This window comes from Actinoplanes sp. NBC_00393 (assembly GCF_036053395.1).
Classification (GTDB): domain Bacteria; phylum Actinomycetota; class Actinomycetes; order Mycobacteriales; family Micromonosporaceae; genus Actinoplanes.
On record NZ_CP107942.1, the window covers coordinates 5,364,929 to 5,386,322 of the forward strand.

21 protein-coding genes are annotated in these 21,394 nt (G+C 71.0%); 7 read left to right on the top strand and 14 right to left on the bottom strand.

All coding sequences use genetic code 11. The features are described from left to right. Positions 1–33: 33 nt before the first annotated feature. The 4 genes from OHA21_RS25035 to OHA21_RS25050 form a co-directional block, all read right to left on the bottom strand. A complete protein-coding gene (locus tag OHA21_RS25035; RefSeq protein WP_328477650.1) occupies positions 34–1,674 on the bottom strand; it encodes a hypothetical protein in 1,641 nt (546 codons plus the stop codon). Positions 1,675–1,891: 217 nt separating this feature from the next. Next, a complete protein-coding gene (locus OHA21_RS25040) occupies positions 1,892–3,271 on the bottom strand; it encodes an MmgE/PrpD family protein (protein WP_328477652.1) in 1,380 nt (459 codons plus the stop codon). After that, the gene (locus OHA21_RS25045) at positions 3,268–4,035 is read right to left on the bottom strand and encodes a cyclase family protein (RefSeq protein WP_328477654.1); all 768 of its coding nucleotides are present in this window, start codon (positions 4,033–4,035) and stop codon (positions 3,268–3,270) included. Before OHA21_RS25045 ends, OHA21_RS25040 begins: the two co-directional genes overlap by 4 nt. After that, a complete protein-coding gene (locus tag OHA21_RS25050) occupies positions 4,032–5,213 on the bottom strand; it encodes a CaiB/BaiF CoA transferase family protein (protein ID WP_328477656.1) in 1,182 nt (393 codons plus the stop codon). Before OHA21_RS25050 ends, OHA21_RS25045 begins: the two co-directional genes overlap by 4 nt. Positions 5,214–5,287: 74 nt before the next feature. On the opposite strand from OHA21_RS25050, the gene OHA21_RS25055 reads away from it, so the two are divergent. Then, positions 5,288–6,721 carry a dihydroorotase gene (locus OHA21_RS25055; protein ID WP_328477658.1) on the top strand — a complete coding sequence of 478 codons (1,434 nt, stop codon included), beginning with the start codon at positions 5,288–5,290 and terminating at the stop codon, positions 6,719–6,721. Positions 6,722–6,734: 13 nt separating this feature from the next. On the opposite strand, the gene OHA21_RS25060 is transcribed toward OHA21_RS25055, so the two are convergent. The 3 genes from OHA21_RS25060 to OHA21_RS25070 are packed head-to-tail and all read right to left on the bottom strand — an operon-like array spanning position 6,735 to position 8,078. Continuing rightward, positions 6,735–7,031, bottom strand: coding sequence for a hypothetical protein (locus tag OHA21_RS25060; RefSeq protein WP_328477660.1), 297 nt, complete (start codon positions 7,029–7,031; stop codon positions 6,735–6,737). A gap of 1 nt (position 7,032) precedes the next feature. Beyond that, positions 7,033–7,752, bottom strand: coding sequence for a hypothetical protein (locus tag OHA21_RS25065; RefSeq protein WP_328477662.1), 720 nt, complete (start codon positions 7,750–7,752; stop codon positions 7,033–7,035). Beyond that, positions 7,749–8,078 (bottom strand): hypothetical protein, encoded by a 330-nt coding sequence (locus tag OHA21_RS25070; protein ID WP_328477664.1) that lies wholly within the window; start codon positions 8,076–8,078, stop codon positions 7,749–7,751. The genes OHA21_RS25065 and OHA21_RS25070 overlap by 4 nt, the downstream gene beginning before the upstream one ends. A 255-nt stretch (positions 8,079–8,333) precedes the next feature. Between OHA21_RS25070 and OHA21_RS25075 the strand changes: the two genes are divergently transcribed. Next, positions 8,334–8,684: a hypothetical protein gene (locus tag OHA21_RS25075; protein WP_328477666.1), complete on the top strand. Its 351-nt coding sequence runs from the start codon at positions 8,334–8,336 to the stop codon at positions 8,682–8,684. Between the two features lie 31 nt (positions 8,685–8,715). On the opposite strand, the gene OHA21_RS25080 is transcribed toward OHA21_RS25075, so the two are convergent. The 4 genes from OHA21_RS25080 to OHA21_RS25095 form a co-directional block, all read right to left on the bottom strand. Next, positions 8,716–10,701, bottom strand: coding sequence for an acyl-CoA dehydrogenase family protein (locus OHA21_RS25080; protein ID WP_328477668.1), 1,986 nt, complete (start codon positions 10,699–10,701; stop codon positions 8,716–8,718). A gap of 46 nt (positions 10,702–10,747) precedes the next feature. Then, a complete protein-coding gene (locus OHA21_RS25085) occupies positions 10,748–11,581 on the bottom strand; it encodes a DUF4437 domain-containing protein (protein ID WP_328477670.1) in 834 nt (277 codons plus the stop codon). After that, entirely contained in the window at positions 11,578–13,050 is a 1,473-nt protein-coding gene (locus OHA21_RS25090; RefSeq protein ID WP_328477672.1) for a class I adenylate-forming enzyme family protein, read from the bottom strand. Before OHA21_RS25090 ends, OHA21_RS25085 begins: the two co-directional genes overlap by 4 nt. Before the next feature lie 75 nt (positions 13,051–13,125). Beyond that, a complete protein-coding gene (locus OHA21_RS25095; RefSeq protein ID WP_328477674.1) occupies positions 13,126–14,103 on the bottom strand; it encodes a hydroxymethylglutaryl-CoA lyase in 978 nt (325 codons plus the stop codon). Between the two features lie 161 nt (positions 14,104–14,264). Here OHA21_RS25095 and OHA21_RS25100 point away from each other — a divergent pair, with 161 nt between their 5' ends. Further along, the gene (locus OHA21_RS25100; RefSeq protein WP_328478527.1) at positions 14,265–15,437 is read left to right on the top strand and encodes a CaiB/BaiF CoA transferase family protein; all 1,173 of its coding nucleotides are present in this window, start codon (positions 14,265–14,267) and stop codon (positions 15,435–15,437) included. A 92-nt stretch (positions 15,438–15,529) separates the two neighbouring features. Further along, positions 15,530–16,165: an isochorismatase family protein gene (locus tag OHA21_RS25105; protein WP_328477676.1), complete on the top strand. Its 636-nt coding sequence runs from the start codon at positions 15,530–15,532 to the stop codon at positions 16,163–16,165. Here OHA21_RS25105 and OHA21_RS25110 read toward each other — a convergent pair. Continuing rightward, positions 16,118–17,467: a M20/M25/M40 family metallo-hydrolase gene (locus tag OHA21_RS25110; protein WP_328477678.1), complete on the bottom strand. Its 1,350-nt coding sequence runs from the start codon at positions 17,465–17,467 to the stop codon at positions 16,118–16,120. The genes OHA21_RS25105 and OHA21_RS25110 overlap by 48 nt on opposite strands. A gap of 35 nt (positions 17,468–17,502) precedes the next feature. Here OHA21_RS25110 and OHA21_RS25115 point away from each other — a divergent pair, with 35 nt between their 5' ends. From OHA21_RS25115 to OHA21_RS25125, 3 genes are all read left to right on the top strand, one after another. Beyond that, the gene (locus tag OHA21_RS25115) at positions 17,503–17,883 is read left to right on the top strand and encodes a DUF2203 domain-containing protein (protein ID WP_328477680.1); all 381 of its coding nucleotides are present in this window, start codon (positions 17,503–17,505) and stop codon (positions 17,881–17,883) included. Next, positions 17,880–19,088 (top strand): MFS transporter, encoded by a 1,209-nt coding sequence (locus tag OHA21_RS25120; RefSeq protein ID WP_328477682.1) that lies wholly within the window; start codon positions 17,880–17,882, stop codon positions 19,086–19,088. Before OHA21_RS25115 ends, OHA21_RS25120 begins: the two co-directional genes overlap by 4 nt. 120 nt (positions 19,089–19,208) lie before the next feature. Continuing rightward, positions 19,209–19,937 carry a hypothetical protein gene (locus OHA21_RS25125; protein WP_328477684.1) on the top strand — a complete coding sequence of 243 codons (729 nt, stop codon included), beginning with the start codon at positions 19,209–19,211 and terminating at the stop codon, positions 19,935–19,937. Between the two features lie 22 nt (positions 19,938–19,959). On the opposite strand, the gene OHA21_RS25130 is transcribed toward OHA21_RS25125, so the two are convergent. Further along, positions 19,960–20,931: an alpha/beta hydrolase gene (locus tag OHA21_RS25130; RefSeq protein ID WP_328477686.1), complete on the bottom strand. Its 972-nt coding sequence runs from the start codon at positions 20,929–20,931 to the stop codon at positions 19,960–19,962. 131 nt (positions 20,932–21,062) lie between these two features. Further along, positions 21,063–21,326, bottom strand: a complete 264-nt coding sequence (locus tag OHA21_RS25135) for a hypothetical protein (RefSeq protein WP_328477688.1) — start codon at positions 21,324–21,326, stop codon at positions 21,063–21,065. Between the last annotated feature and the right edge of the window lie 68 nt (positions 21,327–21,394).

Sequence of the window (21,394 nt, forward strand, 5' to 3'; positions counted from 1 at the left end):
GTGGGGGCGGTGGCGGCCGCCCCCACCCGGGGCTCAGCTCAGGGTGATGGTGAGCGTTGCCGTGTAGGTGCCGGCGAACTGGTTCGCGGGCACGGCCAGGGCCAGTTCGGCCGAGGCGTCGAAGGATCCGCCGGTGCCGTCGGTCTCGGCCGGCGCCGAACAGAGGGTCGCCTGGTTCACCTTGGCGTCGGCCGCGCCGGGCGCCGCCGCGACGGCGTTGGTCGCGCCGGCGTGGGCGGTGCAGGCGGGTTTCCAGGTGAGGGCGTCCCTGCCGATCGTGCCGATCGGCACACCGGTGAAGTCGGTGACCGCCGCCGTGAGGCTCCACCCGTAGGTGCCGCCGCGCAGGTCGGTCACGTTGATCGCCGGAAGGGCGCCGGTCGCGGTCTGCGCGCTGGTGCTGACCGAGACGCCGTCGAACGCGATGTTGCTGGAGCCGGTGCCCCGCGACATCGCCAGCGCGCCGGCGTTGACCGTCTGGGTCAACTCGTACGCCAGGTCGCACTTGCCGGCCGCCGGAGCGGTGCAACTGTCGGCGGAGGCGGTCCAGTTCGCGGTGGCGAACAGGGCGCCGGCCGACGCTCCGATGTAGGCGGTGGTGGTGTCGTTCACCGTGAAGGTCGCGGTGAACCCGCCGGTCGCCGACGCGGTCGCGGTGACGACCGGGTCGGAGGTGGCGGGCGGCGGCGGTGCGCCGGTGAGCGCTTTGAAACCGCCGACCGTGACGGTGCTCCCCGGGTTCCAGTCGGTGCCGGTGACGGTGACCGCCGTGCCGGCGCCACCGCCGCCCGGGCTGATGCTCACCTTCGGGGCGCCGAGGATCGTGACGGGTACGGACACCGAGTTGCTGCCGTCACTGACGACCACGGTGCGGCTGCCGGTCGTGGCGCCAGCCGGCACCGCGATCGACCCGGTCCCGGCGCCACTCGCGTCGGTGCTGGTCCCGGTGCCGCTGCCCTCTGCCGTACCGCCACCGGAGCTGTCCCGCAGCGAGGCCGTGAGAGCGGCGTTCGCGGCGAGTCCGGTGACCGAGTAGTTGATGGTGTCACCGGCGCGGGCCGCGGTGGTGCCGGTCTGCCCGGTGATCGAGCTGATCGTCGCGCCGCCGTTGAACACGGTGACCGCCTGCACGATCGTGGTGTCCTCGGGCGCCGCCTTGTGGTCCCGGTCGCCTGCGTTCGAGCAGTACGTCGACGCCGTGGCGTTGGCGAACTTGACCTGCTTGACGGTGAGCGTAAGCGCCCCCGCCGAGCCGGCCGTGAACGTGCCGGTGGCGGTGAACCCGCCGAGCTTGGCCTGCGCCGCGACAGCGCCGGACGGGTAGTTGGGCTGGTTGAGGGTGACGGTGCCGGTCTGCGAGCCGGTGACTCCGACCGTCACGGCCACCGGCACGGAACCTGCGGTGAGCGGGACCGGGCCGTTGGTGGATCCGTCCGCGACGGTGAAGGAGACGGTCACGACCTGACCCGGTTGCGGCGAGGCCGGGCTCTGGGTCAGGGTGAACGTGTCCGCCCACGTGGTCGGGGACGATCCGGCGCCGGTGTCGCTGAAGTAGATCCGGCACCCGAGGGAATTGGCGGTGGGCCCGTAGGCGGCGGCCGGCGCCTGAACGGCGACCACCGCGGCCAAGGCGACTGCCGCCCCGGCCAGGGCTCTTCGTGGAATGCGTTTCATGGTTGGTGCCGCGTCCCCTCTCTGGCGATGGGTGCACGTCAGCCGTCACCGGCGTCGGTGCTCTTGCGCGCGGTACACATCCGGTTCGCCTGCTGTTTCGCTAGAGGAAACAGCGTTTTCCTTTTGTGTGGGATCAATAAATCCAGCTCACGAGGGCGGTGTCAACCCTCCAAAGAGTCTTATCTCGCTGTGCGATACAGCGTTTCCATAGTTGGGATCAGGATGGAAACAGCGCGGAAACCGGGCCGCCGGAACCCAGGTCGCCCACCGCGCGGGCGAGCGCGGCCACGGCCCCGGCCGGCAGCGCGCGGCCGGCGTTCCCGGTGAACTTCTCGGTCACCTCGGCCAGGCTCAGGGGATGGCCCGGGCCGCCGCGCGAGCTCGTGACGCGATGCTGCAGCACTGACCCGGTACGCGTACGCACGCGCAGCACCCCGGCGAAGGCGCGCGGGAACGCCGCGGAGGCCACCGGATCCGCGCGGACCTCAATGCGGGCCGCCAGGTCCAGCCGGCGCGGGTCCAGCGCGGCGAAATCGTCCAGGCCGACGCCGAGACCGCCACCGCCGGTCAGCGCGACCGCCACGGTGTACGGCCCGGAGAACTTGGCGTGATAGCCACTGCGCGGCCGGGCCTTCTCGGCGGCCGGTTCGGCGATGGTACGCAGCACCGGCTCGGCCACCCCGAGTTCGGCGCTCACCACGTCATCGGGATCGAGGCCGGCCGCACGCAGGGCGAGGGCACAATCGATCCCGGCGTGGGTGAAATGGTTCGACGGGTACGGCTTGAACACCGTCCGCAGCAGCTCCCACTCCTCGCCGAGCCGGTCGGTCACGGCCGTCGGGTCGAAACGCCCGGTGTGCGCGGTGAAGAACCCGAACCGTCCCTCCAGGACAGTCGGCGGCCCGGTCAGCCCTTCGGCGGCCAGCGTCGCGGCGACGACGCCGCCGTGCGCGGCCCAGCCGCAGTGCGCCCGTTTCACCGAGCCGCCGGTGCGGTTCGCCTCCAGCACGCCGGCGCCCATCGACGCGGCGATCCCGATGGCGTCGGCGATCCGGCCGGCGTCCAGCTCGTAGAGCCGGGCCACCGCGACCGCGGCGCCGATCGTGCCGCAGATCGAGGTGGCGTGCTGGCCCCGCTCGAAATACAGGTTGGCGCCGGTGTCCGGATCACAGCCGGCCATGCCGAGCCGGTTGGTGACCTCGATGCCGGCGGCGATCGCGGCGATCAGGTCGCCGGGCGCGCCGGCCTCGGCCGCGGCGAGCGCGGCGGGCACCACGGAGGCGCTCGGGTGCAGCACGGACGGCAGGTGGGTGTCGTCGTAGTCGAGCGAGTGCGCGAGGACGCCGTTGACGAACGCCGCGGACGGCGCCGGGAGCCGGTCGCGGAAGCCGAGCACGCTCGATTCGGGCACGCCGGCCCAGCGGCGCATCACCCGGAGTGCCGCGGGCGCCGCATCAGCGTTCTTTTCGGCGTACGCGGCCAGCGCGTTCCCCACTACGTCGAGGATCCGGGTCGGCACGTCAGCCCGGACGGCGGCCGGCGGATCCACCTTCGCCGCGAACTCCCCGAGCACCTGCGCCAGCGGCCCTGCCGTCACTGCACCACCGCCAGCGGGCGGACCGGGGAGCCCGTGGCGCCGACCAGCTTCAGCGGCGCCAGGATGAACTGGAACTCGGTGACACCGGCGTCGGCCAGCTCGCTGAGCAGCATGGTCTCCACGATGTTGATCCCGGCCTCGACCAGCAGGATCCGGTGCACAGGCAAGCTCGCGTGTCCCGCCCCGGGGGCAATCCGTTCGTAGGCGATGGACTCGCCACCGGTGACCGCGACGCCGTGCTCGACCAGCCACCTGGCCGCGTCTTCGCCGACGCCGGGTACGCCGTCGCGCGTACCGATGAAAAGCGTGCCCTCCTGGAAGCGCCGTGACCAGCCGGTGCCCACCAGGACCGCGTCGCCCGGATTGATCGGAAGGTCGCCGGCGGCGGCCTGGAGGTCGGCGGCGGTCACCTCATAGCCGGGCGGCAGCACCTCGACCCCGTGCAGGGCCGCCACGTCGAGGAACACGCCACGCCCGACGAACGGCGGGAACTCGTCGATGCCCAGCCGGGCGAAACCGGCGTCGGACTGCACGTCGGCGGCGACGATCCCGCCGTGCAGCAGGCCGTCCTGGGAGACGTGCGCGAGGGCGTCGACGTGCGTGCCGACGTGCGTGCCGGTGACCAGGATGTCGTTGGCCGCCGAGCCACCGCCGGCGCGCACCATGTCGCCGTGCCGGCGGACCAGGGCATGCGTGTACGCCGGGTGGTTCGGCGACTGCGGCATGCCCCGGCGCATGGGCTGCGCCAGATCGAAAACCTTCATATGGCTCCCTCGGCCCTCAGCGCGGCCCGCTCGTCGGCGTCGTAACCGAGGTCGGCGAGCACGTCGTCGGTGTCCGCACCGTGCGGCCGGCCGGTCCACCGGATCCGGCCGGGTGTGCGCGACATGCGGTACAGCGGGCCGGGCATGCGCACCGGCCCGAGCGTGGGGTCGTGCGCGGTGGTGACCGAGTCGCGCGCGGTGAACTGCGGATCGGCGAAGACGTCCGCGATGTCGTAGACCGGGGCGATCGCCGCCTGCGCCTGTTCGAACGCGGCGGTCACCGTGGCCAGGTCGCGTTTGCCGATCCAGTCGCCGACCGCGTCGTCGAGCAGGTCGGCGTGCTCGGCCCGGCCGGCGCCGGTCGCGAACCACGGCTCGTCGATCAATTCGGGACGGCCGACCAGGTGCATCACGCGCTCGGCGATAGCTTGGGCGCTGGTCGAGATCGCCACCCAGCGGCCGTCGGCGGTCCGGTAGGTGTTGCGCGGCGCGTTGTTGACCGACCGGTTGCCGGTGCGGCGCTGCACCACGCCGAGCTGGTCGTAGACCATCGCCTGCATGCCGAGAACGGTCAGCATCGGCTCGACGATGGCCAGGTCGATCACCTGGCCGGGTTGCTGGTGGACGTCCCGGTGGTAGAGGGCAGTCATGATCGCCTGGGCGGTGGTCAGGGCGGCGATGCCGTCGGCCAGGCCGAACGGCGGCAGCGTGGGCGGGCCGTCGGGTTCGCCGGTGATCGCTGCGAAGCCGCTCATCGCCTCGGCCAGGGTGCCGAATCCGGGGCGATGCGAGTACGGACCGGTCTGGCCGTAGGTGGTCACCCGGGCGATGATCAATTCTGGTCTCAGCGTCTCCGGCGCCAGCCCCCAGCGCTCCAGCGTTCCCGGCCGGAAGTTCTCGATCAGGACATCCGCCTCGTCGAGCATCTTCCGCAGGATCTCCGCGCCTTTCGGCCGGCTCAGGTCGAGCGTGACCGTGCGCTTGTTGCGGCCGAGCATGGTCCACCACAGCGGAACGCCGTCCTTGGCCGGCCCGTGACCGCGCGCCGGATCGCCCTTGGCCGGGTGCTCGATCTTGATGACCTCGGCCCCGTAGTCGCCGAGGATCGTCGCGGCCAGGGGTCCGGCGAACAGGGTGGACGCGTCGACGACACGGACACCCGCGAGAGGGCTGGGCATGACCCACCCTAACCGCTCTGTTCCGTTAAGGGAAACCTCGTTACTGTGTGCGAAACAGCTATGGAGGTCGCCGGATGAGTCGCTATGAACTGCTGGTCCGCGGAGGCACCCTCGTCGTGCCGTATCTCGGAACGATCCGGGCCGACCTGGCCACCCGCAACGGCAAGGTCGCCGCGATCGCCGACGAGATCGACCCCTCGGAAGCTTCCACCGTTCTCGACGCCACCGGCAAGCTCGTCTTCCCCGGCGCCGTCGACGCCCACTTCCACCTGGGCATCTACCGCCCACTGTCGGTCGACGCCGCCGAGGAGACCCGGTCCTCGCTGGTCGGCGGGGCGACGACGGTGCTCTCCTACTTCCGCACCGGCCAGCACTACCTGAACAAGACCGGGCCGTACGCGACGATCTTCCCGGAGGTCCTCTCCGCGGTGGCCGGCAACGCGTGGACCGACTACGGCTTCCACCTCGCGCCGATGGACACCGCCCAGGTCCACGAGATCCCGGATCTGGTCGGCGAGGCCGGGGTCAGCTCGTTCAAGTACTACATGTTCTACAAGGGCTTCAATCTGTCGGCCGACTCGCGCGACGCCAAGGCGTTCACGATGAGCGACGAGTACGACCTCGGCCACCTCTACCAGCTCATGGAAGCGGTGGCCGCGGCGAACCAGTCAACCGACCGCCGGGTCTCCCTCTCCCTGCACTGCGAGCAGGCCGAACTCATGCGGCTCTTCATCGACCGGGTACGCGCCGCCGGCGACCCGCAGACCCTGAAGGCGTACTCGGACGCCCGCCCGCCACTGACCGAACGGGTCGCCATCGGCGAGGCCACCACCCTGGCCCGCGCCACCAACTGCGCCGTCAACCTGCTGCACCTCTCCTCCGGCGAAGCCCTGGCCGCCGCCCGCGAAGCCCGCGCCGCGATGCCCGGCGTCGACATGCGCTTCGAGGTCACCCTGCACCACCTGTGCCTGAACCACGACGAACTCGACGCGCAGGGCGGCCTGGGCGCCAAGGTCAACCCGCCGATCCGCAGCCACGCCGACACCGAGGCCCTGTGGGCCAGCGTCCTGGACGGCACCGTCGGCTGGGTCGCCTCCGACCACGCCTGCTGCCTGGAGTCGGAAAAGGGCGACGAGTTGTGGCCGGCCCTGCCCGGCTTCGGCGGCACCGCGCTGCTCTACCCGATCCTGCTGAGCGAGGGCATGCACAAACGCGGCCTGTCCCCCACCCGCGTGGCCGAGCTGGTCTCCGCCAACCCGGCCCGCGCCTACGGCCTCGACGGCCGCAAGGGCAACCTGCTCGTCGGCTACGACGCCGACCTGGCCGTCATCGACCCCGACCTGGAACAGGAGGTCACCACCGACCTGCTGCTCTCCGGCCAGGACCACTGCCCGTTCGAGGGCCGCAAGGTCCGGGGCTGGCCGGTAGCCACCATCCTGAGAGGCCAGATCACCTACCAGAACGGCGCCGTGACAGGCCCCCCACGAGGCACCTTCGTCGCCCGCTGAGCGATGGCCGCGTTCAGGGACGCGGCTCTCTCAACGCCTGGCGTCCCTGCTCGGCCAGATCCGTACGCTCCTCGTCGGTCAGACGTTCCCATCGCTGCCGGAACCGGCGTACGCCGTCGTCGAGCCCGGCAGCGAAAGCCTGGCTGTCGTAGACGTCCCGCAGGCTCTTGTGACCGCTCAGCACTTCATCGACCAGGCGTTTGAAGTCTTCGTTGTCGCTGCGGTCCTGGAGAACTCGCAGCGCTTGCCGGAGGTGATCAGACAGCGCGACATCGCCGCGAGCCACGTCGAGATTTTCCGGTTCGGTCACATCAGACTCCGGGATGGTCATAGGCGCCGGCGGGCAGCGGCTGCATCTCCAGGCCCTGCAGGGCACCGAGGTATCCGGCACAGATTCCGGTGAACGCCTGCACCGCGGCCCAGGCCGCATCGTGGGCGTCAAGGATCAGGTACCAGAGTTTGACGACCTGAAGGATCTGCGCGGCCGTGACCGACCCGCCCACCAGCGAACCGACGCCGGTCCAGGAGACCGCCGCGGTCGCGGCAGCACTGACACCCACGACGATCAGCGCATCCAACAGGTCCTGGCACAGGCTCTGCAGCGCCTGCGCCATCTCCTGCATCCCGGCGGCGAGGGTACGGAACTGGCCGGCCACGTTCTGCAGCGCGTCGACCTGCGCACTCAGGGACTGGGCGAGGCCGGCGAAGTAGACATCCGCGCGTGCGGCCGCGTTCCCGTCCCAGGCCGCCGGGATCAGAGTGCCGGCGCCCTCGGCGATGACCTCCGAGTAGCGCGTGTTGAAATCGGCCAGTTTGCTGAGCGCGTCGCTGGCTTCCGCGGCGGCATTCCAGTCACCCGCCACCTGTTGCGCCACGTATTCCCAGGGATTGAATCCCCAGATCAGGTCGATGAGTTCGCCGAGCCAATACGACGTGCTGATGTACTGCTTCGCCCCGAGGATGTTGTTCACAAGATCAGGGATCGGGGCCTCGGCAACCGGTGGTGTCAGGGCTTCGGCGGGGGCGGTCATATCGGCGCCCTCCCTCCGCCGGCGGGCCGATAAGTGGAGTCGATCTCCTGTGCCGCAGTTTCGTCGGTGTCGCGATAGGTGTTCGCGGCGTTCGCCAATTCTGTTGCGGAAATATCGACGATCATGGCGAGGTGCCGATAATTGGCGGCAAGCGCATCCCGCACGCTTTCAGCGACCCCGACGACGTGCGCAAACATCCCCGTTGACCGATCATTAACGGTCAGCGCATCGTTGACATAGCTGACGGCTTGGTCCGCATCGTTGATCAATTCGTCGCAACGGCTGCCGAATGCTCTGATTGCTACATCGTCTGCCCGGAAAACCACGCTTTCACCTCCTCCGATGACTGGATACGCTGTCCACTCGAATTTGGTTCGACGACTCGGGCGCTATCCCAGGAGGTTCCGGTGTCGATGGCCGAGATGATCGAGATTCCGGCGGAGACATTGACTGCTGGGCGACCCTTGCCCGGCGTGTGTGCCAAACATGGGCTTCCGGCAACCCGGCGCGTGGATTTCGTGGTCAAGTCTCGGCCGGATCTGGGGTCGCCCGGGCGCCTCGCGATTCCGGGATACACCGCGGTGAATCGTGCCGAGGAGTACCTGAAGAAGGTCACCTTCGTGGAGGTGCGCGGCTGGCCGCTCTGCCCGCGCTGCGTCCGGCGGCGGAACGGCGGCCGGGTCGCGGCCGCCGTTCTCCTCTTCGGAGGTGTCGCCGCGATGATCCTCTCGGTGGTCGTGACGCTGACCGTCGCCCGCGGGGAGCGGGCCTGGAGTATTCCGTTCCTCGCCGGTTTCGCCGCGGTGCTCCTGTCGCCGTGGCCGTTCAGCTGGGCCGGTCTCCCCAAGGTCACCCAGACGCAGGCCAACCCGGACGGCAGCGCCGTCCTCGTCGACCATCCGCACGGCGAGTTCCGGCGGCAGCTCCGGTGATGGGCCCGGAGCCCATCACCGGAGATTGAACTCAGCCGACGGGGACGGAGCGGACGGCCTCGTCCTCGGTGGCCATGGCTTCCTGGCGGGCGGGCTCCTCGCGCAGGATCGCGGCGTTCAGCCAGGTGTCCGGGATGGCGAAAGCGTCGACCAGGGTGCGCATGTGGGGGCGGAGCTCACGGAGCAGGTCGTTGACGACTGCGGTGACGGCCTTGGAGCGGGCGGGGGTGAGGCGGCCGTGTTCCATCAGCCAGCCCTTGTCGGCTTCGATGACGCTCAGGGCGTACAGGTCGCAGACCTTGGAGAGCAGCGCCTGCGCTGCGGGGTCCGTGGTGCGGTCGATGCCGGCCACGAAGGCTTCCAGGGTGATCCGGTCGACGTGGGCGGCGGCGACCGACAGCACGTGGTCCTGGACGTCGTTGAAGATCTCGAAGGGGCGGTCCTTCTTGGTGGCCGCACCCTTGCGCAGGCGGCGGATCGCGCCGTCTAGGAGGTGCTTCTCGCGGTCCTCGAAGACGGTCAGGTGCCAGCCGCGGTCGGTGACCGCGACCTCCTCGTCACGGCCGGGGGCGGCGCTGACCAGGCGCTGGATCAGGGAGCGGGCGGCGGTGCGCTCGAGGACCATCTCGCGGACCTGCTCGGCGACGAACGTGGCGCGGCCCCAGCCGTCCAGCGAGCCGAACGCGTCGCGGTATCCGGTGAGCAGGCCCTTCGCGACCAGCTGGAGCAGGACGGTGTTGTCGCCTTCGAAGGTGGTGAAGACGTCGGTGTCCGCCTTCAGCCCGGGCAGCCGGTTCTCGGCGAGGTAGCCGGCGCCACCGCAGGCTTCGCGGCACATCTGGATGGTCCGGGTGGCGTGCCAGGTCTGCGCCGCCTTCAGACCGGCCGCGCGGGACTCCAGCTCGCGCTGGCGGTGCTCGTCGACAGACGAATCACCAGCGGAACCGCCCTGCACCTCGGCCAGGGTGGCGACGAGCTCCTCCTGGGCGAAGACATATGCGTACGACGTGGCCAGCGCCGGCAGCAGCTTGCGCTGATGGGCGAGGTAGTCGTTGAGGACGACCTCACGGTCGTCGCCGGGCCGGGTGAACTGGCGGCGGCTGTCGCCGTAGCGGACCGCGATGGCCAGCGCGCTGCGGGTGGCCGCCGAGGCGGACGCGCCGACGGTGACCCGGCCGCGGACCAGGGTGCCGAGCATGGTGAAGAAGCGGCGCGTGTCGTTCTCGATCGGGCTGGAGTACGCGCCGTCCGGGGCGACCTGGCCGTACCGGTCGAGCAGCATCTCCCGCGGGACCGTCACATGGTCGAACGAGATCCGCCCGTTGTCGACGCCGAGCAGGCCGGCCTTGGCGCCCGCGTCGCCGAGGGTGACACCGGGCATCGGGTTGCCCTCGTCGTCCCGGATCGGCACCAGCCAGGCGTGTACGCCGTACCGCCGGCCACCGGTGATGAGCTGGGCGAAGACGACCGCCATCCGCCCGTCCCGGGCCGCGTTGCCGATGTAGTCCTTGCGCGCGGCCTCGTGCGGCGTGTGCAGGTCGAACGTGCCGGTGGACGGGTCGTACGTGCACGTGGTGCGCAGCTGCTGCACGTCGGAGCCGTGCCCGGTCTCGGTCATCGCGAAGCAGCCCATCAGGTCCGCCGAGATGATGTCCCGCAGGTACGCCTCGTGGTGCTTGGCGGTGCCCAGGGCGACCACCGCGCCGCCGAACAGGCCCCACTGCACCCCGGCCTTGACCATCAGCGACAGGTCGACCTGGGCGAGCATCTCGGCTGCCACGGCCGAGCCGCCCGGGTCGCCGGAGCCGCCGTACTCGACCGGGAAGGCCGAGGCGACCCCGACGTCCGTGGGGAGCTCGCGGATCAGCCGGCTGATCCGCTCCCGTGCCTGGTCACCGGTCTCGCCGGGGACGGTGACGAACTCAGGGCCCAGCTCGTCGCGCACCGCCCGGCGGATGTGCGCCCACCGGCCGTCGAGCACTTCCTGCAGGCGGGCCGGGTCAACTTCGCGGATCATGCCTCCATATTACCCACGAGTAACCTGGCCCGAACCCGGAAATGCGTCACATGCCGTCGCCGGACCACTCGCCCCGCGACCGCGACCGCACCGGCAGCGTCGAGATGACCGGCGCGTGCTCGTGGGAGTAGTTCTCCGGGTGGCCGCCCCACTTGACCCACTCCTGGGTCGTGTACCAGTTGGTCAGCTCACCGTCGGAGCGGATGATCCAGTCGATGTCGGTCTCGGCGATGAAGTGGCCGTGCTTCACCCCGGCCGGCCGGAAGCAGTACGTGCCCTCGTCGATGTCGCCGAAGTTGTACGCCATCTTCCCGCCGAGCGTGTAGAACTCCTCGTAGCAGGGGTGATGCGCGAGCCGGTGGTCGGTCCAGCCCTTCTTCGCCCGGATCAGCCGGGTGTAGAAGCCGGTCTTCGGATCCCGGTGCAGCAGCTTGATGTAGAGCGGGGTGAGCGGCCCGACCGACGGCGCCTCGGTCCACTCCATCTGGTTGGCGTCCACGACGGTGACGTCGCCGAGGGGGCCCGAGGTCTGCGGATCGAAGCCGCAGTCGCCGTACTCCCGCCAGTGCAGGACGCGCGAACCTTCGCGAATCTTGATCCAGTCCATCGCCTGGCCCTGCGGCACCTGGATGTAGCCGCCGGCGCCGATCTCCTGCCCGCCGTACAGCAGGGAGCCCTCGACCACGTAGAACTCGGTGTCGGCGTGCACGACGCCGGGGCCGCGGCCCCAGTCCGCGGTGGCGTGCAGGGAGAGCGACGACGAGCCGTCCTCCTCGTCGGTCGACAGGCGGCGCTCCAGGATCCTGCCTTCGCCGTACGGCAGTTCGCCGGTGTGGAAGATGTAGTCGTTCTCGTGGATCAGCTCCACATGTGCCCTCACTGCGTACTCCTCAGCTCGCGTTTCAGGATCTTGCCGGCGGCGTTGCGGGGCAGCGCCGGAACGGCCCGGTACTGCTTGGGGATCTTGAAACCGGCCAGCCGATCGCGTAGATACGCCTCGAGTACGTCGGGCACCACCGGCCCTGGGCTGACCAGATAGGCGACCACGCGTTCGCCCCAACGGTCGTCGGGTTCACCGACCACCGCACACTCGGTCACGGACGGATGCGCGAGGAGGACCTCCTCGACGTCGCGCGGGTAGACGTTCACCCCGCCCGTGATGATCACGTCTTTCACCCGGTCGACGATCGAGATGAACCCCTCCTCGTCGCGGACCACGATGTCGCCCGAGGTGAGGAAGCCGTCGTCGGTGGTGCAGGCGGCGGTCGCCGCCGGGTTCTCGTGGTAGCCGTTCATCAGGTACGGCGACCGGCTGTACAACTCGCCCGGCTCTCCCGGCCCGACTTCGCGGCCGGCGGAATCCACGATCCGGACCTGGGTGCCGAACCACGGATGGCCGACGGTCCCGGCCTTGCGGCGGGCGTCCGGCGGGCGCAGGTTGGTGACCACGCCGGCCTCGGTGGAGCCGTACAGCTCGTGCACGCCGACGCCGGGGAACGCCTCGAAGACCCACTCCTTGAGCACCTTGGGCAGGGCGGCGGCGTTGAAGTACAACGTGTCCAGAAGCGGCAGATCGGGAATTTCCGAAAAGTGCTGGCGGATGAGCTGCGCGTGCGTCGGCACCAGGAACACCGACTGTGCCCCGTCCCGAGCGAGCAGGTCGATCAAGGCATCGGGCTGGAACGAGCGCAGCATGCTCACGGTCGCCCCGCAGTGCACGGCCGCGTAGGCGAAGGCGAAACCGGCGCCGTGGTACATCGGCGCGACCGCGACGGTCCGCCGCCCGGGACCGATGCCCCACTCCAGCGCGGTGGCATAAAAGGTCAACGACCGGGAGCGATGGGAGATCAGTACGCCCTTCGGGTCCCCGGTCGTGCCGGCCGTGTAAGCGATGCAGAACGGATCCCGCTCGTCCACCGGGATCCACGGGTCCACCGCCCGCGCGTCGTCGAGGAACTTCTCGTACTCCGGCCCGATCCGGATCACGCGCACCGCGAAGTCGGCAGACCCGTCCGTGATCAGCACGCGGGCCCCGGAGTGGCCGAGGATGAACTCCACCTCCGGCGCGGTGAGCCGCGGGTTGACCGGGACCAACACGAGCCCGGCCTTGGCGATCCCGGCCGCGATCTCCGGATATTCCAGGCGGTTGCCGCTGAGCAGCGCCACCCGGTCACCGGTCGTCAGGCCGAGCGACAGCAGCGCACAGGCGACCCGCGACGACCGCTCGTCCAGCGCCGCGTAGGTCAGGGCGCGGTCACCGTCGCGCACCGCGATCGCGTCCGGGGTGGCCCGGCCGAACTCCCGCACTCCGCCAGCGATCGTCAGATCCGCACCACCCGGCCGCAACATGCTGGAATGGAAACACCGTTTCCATTCAAGGCGCAAGAGCGCGTGTCAAATTCGGCTGCCCTGCACGCCCGGATCTCACCCAGCCGCGGAGCCAGCCGCGGGGCCGGCCGAGAAGCCAGCCGCGGAGCCGGCCGCGAAGCCAGCCGCGGAGCCGGCCGCGGAGCCGGCCGCGGCAGGAAAGTCACCGGCCCTTCCCAACTGCGCGGGCACAGTTGAGAGCCCGAGCTCCCCACCGATCCAGACCCCTGCCGAAGCCGCCGCCGCCACATCCACACCGGTCTTGAGACGCGACCGGTTGAGCAGATAGGCCAGATCCTCGGTGGCGATGTTCCCGGTGGCCGCCGGCGCGAACGGGCACCCGCCGATCCCGCCCAGCGAAGCATCGAGCGCGCTGAACCCGGAGGCGACGGCGGCGATCGCGTTGGCGTACCCGGTATTGCGGGTGTTGTGGAAGTGGGCGCGCAGCGGCGTGCCCGGCGCGACGGACCGCACCGCGTCCGCCAGCTCGTTCACCTGCATCGGAACGCCCACGCCGATGGTGTCGGCGAGGCAGATCTCGTTCACCGGCCCGGCATCGGCCACCAACGACCGGATCCGCGCCACCGGCACCTCGCCGGTGAACGGACAACCGAAGGCCGCCGCGACCGTCAGAGTCACGAAAAAACCGGCATCGTGGGCGCGGGTGGCTACGACTCGGAAGGCGTCGAGCGAAGCAGCAGTGGACATCCCTTGGTTACGCCGGGAAAACTCGTCACTGGCCACCACCACAAAGTTGATCTCGTCAGGACGAGCCGACGCCAGAGCACGATCCAGCCCACGACCATTGAGGACCAGCGCGATATACCGGACGCCCGGCACTCGCGGCACCAGTCGCAGCACCTCCTCCGAGGAGGCCATCTGCGGCACCCGATCCGGCCGGGCGAAGGCGGCCACCTCGATCCGCCGCAGCCCGGCAGCGATGGCCCGCTCGACATAGGCGACCTTCACCGCCGCCGGCAGGGCCCGCTTCTCGTTCTGCAGCCCGTCCCGGGGCCCGACCTCGACGATCTCCACCTGTTCCTCCTAGCGAAACACCGTTTCGCAAGGATAGGCTGCCAGACGTGACCGCACCAATGAACCTTTTTCAACCTGGCGATGGGCCAGAGAACTCGAGGCCGCTGACCGGTGCCGGGCCGCATGGCCCTGGCCACGTTGAAAAAGGTCCACTGGCAGACATTCGCGTCCTGGAAACCGGAACCCTGCTCGCCGGCCCGTTCTGCGGGCAGCTCCTCGGCGACTTTGGGGCCGAGGTGATCAAGCTGGAGGATCCCGGCAAGGGCGATCCGATGCGCCAGTGGGGCCGCGAGAAGCCGCACGGCCAGTCGCTGTGGTGGCCGGTGGTGGCCCGCAACAAGAAGTCGGTCACCTGCAACCTGCGCACCGCCGAGGGCCAGGACCTGATCCGCCGCCTGGTCGAGCACGCCGACGTGCTGCTGGAGAACTTCCGGCCCGGCACCCTGGAGCGCTGGGGCCTCTCCTACGACGAGCTGGCGACGATCAACCCGAGGCTGATCCTGGTCCGGGTCACCGGCTACGGCCAGACCGGGCCCTATGCGCCTCGTGCCGGCTTCGGCTCGATCGGCGAGGCGATGGGTGGCCTGCGCTACGTGACCGGCGAGGCCGACCGGGCGCCGTCGCGGTCCGGCATCTCGATCGGCGATTCGCTCGCCGCGACGTACGCCGCCTTCGGCACCCTGGCCGCCCTGCACGCCCGCGAGCGCACCGGCCGCGGTCAGGTCGTCGACTCGGCGATCTACGAGGCGGTGCTCGCCATGATGGAGTCGCTGATCCCGGAGTGGGGTGTGGCGGGTTACCGGCGCGAGCGCACCGGCCCGATCCTGCCGAACGTGGCGCCCAGCAACGTCTACCCCACCGCCGACGGCTCCGACGTGCTGATCGCCGCCAACCAGGACACCGTCTTCCGCCGCCTCGCCGACGTGATGGACCGCCCCGACCTGCCCGCCGACCCGCGCTACGCGACGCACGGCGCCCGCGGCGAGCACCAGACCGAGCTCGACGAGATCATCGCCGCCTGGACCAAGACCGTGCCGTCGGCGAAGCTCCTGTCCCTGCTGCACGACGCCGGTGTGCCGGCCGGCGGCATCTACACCGCCGAGGACATCATCGCCGACCCGCACGTCCAGGCCCGGGAGGCGGTGATCACCGTGGAGCATCCCGAGCTGGGCCCGGTCCCGATGCAGAACGTGGCGCCGCGCCTGTCCGCCACCCCCGGCGAGGTGAAGTGGGCCGGGCCGGCGCTCGGCTCGCACAACGACGAGGTCTACCAGGGGCTGCTCGGCCTCTCCGGCGACGACCTGACGCGGCTGCGGGAGCGAGGCGTCATCTGATGACCGGCCCGACCATCGAACCGGGCCGGCTGGCCGCCGATTACGCGACGGCCGGCTTCTCGCACCGGCTCGGTTGGGGCGACCGGCCCGCGGTGCTGCTCGTCGACCCCGCTCTCGCGTACACCGACCCGGATTCGCCGCTGTTTCTGCGTACCGGTCAGGCTGCAGCCGAAGCCATGAACCAGCTTGCCGTGACCGCCCGCGCGAGCAACATCCCGGTCCTCTGGACCGCCGTCCGCTTCGCGGACGAATCCTGTGCGGAGGCGCCGCTGTTCGCCGCCAAGGTCCCCGCCCTGAAACTCTTCGCCGCCGGCAATCCGCTCGGCGGCTTCGCGCCGCCGCTGCAGCCGGCGCCCGGCGAGCTCGTGGTGACCAAGCACTACGCCAGCGCCTTCGCCGGCACGTCGCTCGCCGCCTGGCTAACCGCGCACTCGATCGACACCCTGGTCATCGGCGGTTTCTCCACCAGCGGCTGCGTTCGCGCCTCCGCGCTGGACGCGCTCCAGCACGGCTTCCGCCCGATCGTGGTCCGCGACGCCTGCGCCGATCGCGACGCCGGCCCGCACGAGGCCAATCTCTTCGATCTCAACGCGAAATACGCCGATGTGGTCCCGCTGGGCGATTCGCTAACGCACCTTCAGAGGTACGCGCGACGAAAAGTCCCCGCTCTCCCCGGGCGATCAGGCACGGGGAGACGCCCCAGCGCCACCGCCGGGAAACGGCAGTGACTCCAGCAACGACCGGTACCAGTCGACGCCCTTGAGGAACGCGTCGACCCGCAGATGCTCGTCGTAGCTGTGGATCGCCTCACGCTGCTTCTTCGTCATCGCGAACGGGGTGAACCGGTAGACCCGGCGGCAGATCGCGGTGAAGTGGCGGGCGTCGGTGGCGGCCATCATCACGTACGGCGCGGTGACCGCCTCCGGGAAGTGTTTCGCCGTGGTGGCTTCGAGCAGGTCGAACGCGTCGTCGATCGGCGAGGCCGGGGACGGCTCACCGGCGTCGAGGATCCGGATCCGCACCTGGTCGTCGGCGATCACTTTCCGGACGTGCGCCACCACGCTCTCCACGGTGTCGCCGATCATGATCCGGATGTTGACGCCCGCGGTGGCGCTGGCGGCCACCACGTTCAGCGACGGCGACCCGGTCAGCGTGGTCACCGCGAACGTGCTGCGGACCATCGCCGCCGACTCCGGCCCGGCGGCCAGCAGCAGCCGGGTCAGCAACGGCCGGAACCGCGCCGCGGTCATCAGCGCGGAGCGCATCGGCTGCTTGGCGAGCGGCGCGGCCCGGCGGAAGAGTTCGACGGTGGCCTGCGGGATCGACGCCCGCATCGCCGACCGGTCGAGGCGGGTGATCGCGCGGGCCAGCCGTGCGGTCGGCCCCAGCTTCGCCGGTGTCGACGCGTGCCCGCCCCGGCCCTCCACCCGCAGCTCGAGCGAGGTGATGCCCTTCTCGGTGACGCCGATGACCGCGATCGGCTCGGTCACCCCCGGAAACGCGTCGTACGCGACCGCGCCGCCCTCGTCCAGCACGAACCACGGCTCCACACCGCGGTCGCGCAGGTGGGCCACCGCGAGCGGCGCCGCGTCCCCGGCGACCTCCTCGTTGCAGCCGAACGACAGCCACACGTCCTGCGCCGGCCGGAACCCGCCGGCCAGCAGGTCCTCGACCGCCAGGCAGATCGCCACCAGGCTGGACTTGTCGTCCAGCGTGCCGCGACCCCAGATCACCCCGCCCTCGACCACCGCCCCGAACGGCGGATGCGTCCACTCGCCGCCCTCGACCGGCACCACGTCGATGTGTGCCATCAGCACCACCGGGCGTTCCGCCGACTCCCCCGGCCAGCGGAACAGCAGGCCGTAGTCGCCGATCCGGGTCAGCTCCAGGTGCGCGTGCAGCAGCGGGAAGTGCTCGCGCAGCGCCGCGTGGAACGCCTCGAACGCCGCATGGTCCCAGTCGTCCGGATTCCGTGTGGAGACCGTGGGGATGCGCAGCAGCGCCTGCAACGTGGAGACCGCGGTCGACATGATCCCACCCTAGGTACGGATGACAGACTGCACGCATGGGGTTGTTCACGCCGGCCGAGGCGCGCGCGGAGTTGACCCGGCTGCGGCCGGTCCTCGACGAGATCGTCACCGTCCGCGCCGACATGGTCGAGCTCTCCGCCGCGCTGACCCCCGGTGGCCCGCCCACCGATCTGGGCGGGCTGCCCGAACGGAAGGCGGCCGAGGCCCGGCTCAACGAGCTGATGACGACGGTGCAGGAGACCGGCGCCGAGCTCAAGGGGGTGGCGCCGCTGCTCGTCGACTTCCCGGCCGAGCTGGACGGCGTACCGGTGCTGCTCTGCTGGCTGGAAGGTGACCCGGACCTGGCCTGGTACCACCGCGCTGATCTCGGTTTCGCCGGCCGCCGCCGGCTGTCCGGCGGCACCGGGCCGGAATGACGGAACCCGGCGGCGGCCTGACCCTGCGCCAGATCGGCCTGAGCGTCTACCTGCCGTCCGGCGTCTACTCGACGGGGATCGGCGCCGTGGCGCCGGTGGTGGTGCTCTCGGCGACCGGCCTGGGCGCCTCCCTGGCGACCGCGGCCCTGGTCGCGGCGATGGTCGGGCTGGGCCAGATCGCCGGTTCGCTGCCGGCCGGCGTGCTGATCGCCCGGATCGGTGAGCAGCGCACCATGGTCGCCGCGACCGCCCTGGCCCTGCCCGCGCTCTGCGCCTGCATGCTGGCGCCGAACGTGCTGCTGCTCGGCGCGGCGGTGGCGCTGCTCGGGGTGGCCGGCGCGGCCTGGATCGTGGCCCGGCACGCGTACCTGGCCGAGGCGGTCCGCCCGTCGCTGCGGGCCCGGGCGATGTCCACGCTCGGCGGCGTGGCCCGGATCGGCACGTTCATCGGGCCGTTCCTCGGGGCGGCAGCCATGCACTTCGCCGGGCTGAAGGGCGCGTACCTGGTCGCCATCACCGGCGTCGGCACCGCGACCGTGCTGCTCGCCCTGCTGCCGCCGGTGCCGCACGACCGGCCGGTCGTCGCCGGTCAAGCCCGGGCCGGACTGTGGACCGTCATCCACGACAACCGCCGTACGCTGCGCACCCTCGGCCTCGGCATCACGCTGGTCGGAGCGATGCGCGCCTCCCGGCAGACCATCGTGCCGCTGTGGGGCGCCTCGCTGGACCTGGACCCGGCCACCATCGGCCTGATCTACGGCTGCTCCGGCGCGGTCGACATGCTGCTCTTCTACCCGGCCGGCCGGCTGATGGACCGGCACGGCCGGCGCTGGGCGGCGGTGCCGGCGATGGCCCTTCTCGGACTGGCCACCGCCCTGTTGCCGCTCGCCACCAGCGCCCCGGGCCTGGCCGCCGCGGCGATGCTGATGGGTCTCGGCAACGGGCTGAGCGCCGGGCTCGTCCTCACCATCGGCGCCGACGTCTCCCCCGCCGAGGGCCGCGCCCAGTTCCTCGGCGCCTGGCGGCTCTGCGCCGACGTCGGCAACGGCGGCGGCCCCCTCGTGATCGGCGCCGTCACCGCCGCCGTCTCGCTGACCGCCGCGGCCCTGACCGTCGGCGCCGCGGGCCTGCTCGCCGCCACCCTGCTGTACCGCTGGATCCCTGCGCACGCCGCTCATCCGGCGCAGACAGCACCGCGGAACTGACTGGGTCCCTGCGCACGCGCTCATCCGGCGCCGGCAGCACCGCGGAACTGACCGGCCGGCCCTCGACCCGGCCACCGCGTGCCGCCACAATCGACAGCGGTGCCGACCAGTGGAGGCCCGATGAATCAACCATCTCAGCGCCCCGGCCACCGTCCCGGCGACGAGCCGGACAGCGATCCGTTGGCCGCCGGCCGAATGCTGGGGCGACGCCGCCGCGTCACCACGAGGGCGGAGCCGCCGCCCGAGCGCGAGCCGCTCGGCCCGGGCGGCCCGCTGCGCCCGGAGCGGGCGGAAGTCCTGCTGGGCGGCGGCCATCTCGTCGATCCACCGGACCGGCCGGCGCCGCGTTTCCCGCAGAGCCGGGTGCCCTGGGTCGTCGCGCAGATCCGCGACGCGCTCGACGACTGGCGGATCGGCCCCGGAAGCACGGTGATCACCGGGGCGGCCCGCGGGGCGGACATCCTGATCGCCGAGGAGGCCTACGCCCGGGGCGCGGCGCTGCGGCTCTGTCTGGCCCAGCCGCCGGAGGAGTTCGAGCGCGACTCGGTGCACCTGCCCGGCACCGACTGGACCGCCCGGTTCCGCCGGCTGCTGCGGCAGGCGCTGCGGGTGGAGGTGCTGTCCGACGGCCCGGAGCACCAGTCGCGGGCCAACGCGTGGATGGTCGAGCTGGCGACGGCACTGAGCCCGGAGCCGTACGCGATCGTGGTCTGGGACGGCCGGCCCGGTGACGGCCCGGGCGGGACCGCGGACCTGATGGACCGTCTCGGCTACCCGGCCGGGGATCCCCGGCTGCGGGTCATCGACCCGACCCCGGATCGATCGACGGCGCCGCCCGCCCCACGATGACGAGGCGGGCAGCGCCCGGCGCTCAGTTGCCGCTGAGCGTCTGGATCGTTCCGCCGGTGAGTAGCCCCTGGTAGTAGCTGCCGCCCGGGTAGTACGTGGCAGTGGTCGTGCCGGCCACCGCGTCCGACGCCCAGGCCACCGCAAGCGTCTGCAGCGCGGTCACGTTCTTGGCCTGGGAGGCGCCGCCGGTCAGCGTGCAGAGCGCGTCAGTGCTGGCCCCTTCCGCGTCGCAGTGGCTGCCGCTGGTGAGCCGGACGCCGAGGAACGGCCGGTCGAGCTGGTCGACCAGTTCGACGGTGCCGCTGGCGTTGCTGTTCGACAGGTACGGCGGCGAGGAGACGGTGTAGATCGGGAGGCCGGTGTTCGCCAGCCCGGACAGCCCGGTGGCCATGTTGGAGCCGGCCGGCGACTTGACCGGGTCGAGCAGCTGCAGGTATTTCAGGGCCGCGAACGCGCTGGGGTGCGTGGTGCGCAGCCGGTTGGCGATGTAGGTGACGGCTTCCCCGCCGGCCGAGTGCCCGGCCAGCACGTACCTGGTGGGCAGGGTGCTGCCGGACCGGCCGGCCGCGGTGGCCGCCGCCGCGTAACTGCGGGCGAGGGCGCTGGTCGGGGTGGTCGCCTGCCCGAGCCAGGCGGCCACGCTGTTCAGGAAGGCGGTGTTGTTGCCGGTGTTGTTGACCGTGCACCCGTAGAGGTTGATCGACGGCAGGGCCGGCGCGAAGACCAGGAAGCCCGCGGCCTGATACCTGCGGGCCAGATCGGCCATGTTGCTGTTCGAGCGGGAGAAGCCGTGCTGCAGGAAGACCAGCGCTTTCGGGCTGGTGGTGGCCGGGAAGTACCAGTCGGCGTCCTGCTTGTAGGTGGAGATCCAGCAGGGGACCGAGATCTCCCCGTCGACTTCGACGGCGGCGGCCTGCGCCGCGCTCGGCGTGGCGAACAGGACGGTTGCGGACAGCAGCAGGGCCGCGAGGATGCGGCGCGGGGACAGGGACACGGGCCCTCCAGGGGGTCAGCCGTAACACTCTCCGAAACAGTGTTTCCATTAGCGTGTATCAATCGGCCTCTGTCAAGCGCACGGAAAAGCCCGGCGCCACCGGGCACCGGGCTTCCACGAGCGGACAGACGTCAGTCCTCGCGCCAGGGCACCACGAGCGGGTGCCGCTCCTCGTCACGTGCGGCGATGCCGGCCATCGACCGCAGATATTGACGCTGAGTGATGTCGCCGTCCATCAGCTGCGTGCAGAGCACGCCCTCGAGGCTCTGCGGGCCGAAGAGCGCTTCCGGGATGGCCAGCGGCTCCGCCTCGGCCCGAGCGTCCGCCCGTACCCCGCGCACCGCGAGCACGCAGGCGGCAGCCAGGACCAGGATGAGCAGGGACAGGATCAGCATTGCCACCGCCTTGTCGGTCAACGCGGGGCTGGATGCCCCACCTGACAGAGAGAACGGATTACCGGGCG

What these genes read in the sequence shown, in the direction of transcription:
- OHA21_RS25115 (WP_328477680.1), top strand. Translation starts at nt 17,503, where the DNA reads ATGGGGTTGTTCACGCCGGCCGAGGCGCGCGCGGAGTTGACCCGGCTG.
- OHA21_RS25120 (WP_328477682.1), top strand. Translation starts at nt 17,880, where the DNA reads ATGACGGAACCCGGCGGCGGCCTGACCCTGCGCCAGATCGGCCTGAGC.
- OHA21_RS25050 (WP_328477656.1), bottom strand. Translation starts at nt 5,213, where the DNA reads ATGCCCAGCCCTCTCGCGGGTGTCCGTGTCGTCGACGCGTCCACCCTG.
- OHA21_RS25035 (WP_328477650.1), bottom strand. Translation starts at nt 1,674, where the DNA reads ATGAAACGCATTCCACGAAGAGCCCTGGCCGGGGCGGCAGTCGCCTTG.
- OHA21_RS25045 (WP_328477654.1), bottom strand. Translation starts at nt 4,035, where the DNA reads ATGAAGGTTTTCGATCTGGCGCAGCCCATGCGCCGGGGCATGCCGCAG.
- OHA21_RS25090 (WP_328477672.1), bottom strand. Translation starts at nt 13,050, where the DNA reads ATGTTGCGGCCGGGTGGTGCGGATCTGACGATCGCTGGCGGAGTGCGG.
- OHA21_RS25065 (WP_328477662.1), bottom strand. Translation starts at nt 7,752, where the DNA reads ATGACCGCCCCCGCCGAAGCCCTGACACCACCGGTTGCCGAGGCCCCG.
- OHA21_RS25110 (WP_328477678.1), bottom strand. Translation starts at nt 17,467, where the DNA reads ATGTCGACCGCGGTCTCCACGTTGCAGGCGCTGCTGCGCATCCCCACG.
- OHA21_RS25135 (WP_328477688.1), bottom strand. Translation starts at nt 21,326, where the DNA reads ATGCTGATCCTGTCCCTGCTCATCCTGGTCCTGGCTGCCGCCTGCGTG.
- OHA21_RS25055 (WP_328477658.1), top strand. Translation starts at nt 5,288, where the DNA reads ATGAGTCGCTATGAACTGCTGGTCCGCGGAGGCACCCTCGTCGTGCCG.
- OHA21_RS25080 (WP_328477668.1), bottom strand. Translation starts at nt 10,701, where the DNA reads ATGATCCGCGAAGTTGACCCGGCCCGCCTGCAGGAAGTGCTCGACGGC.
- OHA21_RS25125 (WP_328477684.1), top strand. Translation starts at nt 19,209, where the DNA reads ATGAATCAACCATCTCAGCGCCCCGGCCACCGTCCCGGCGACGAGCCG.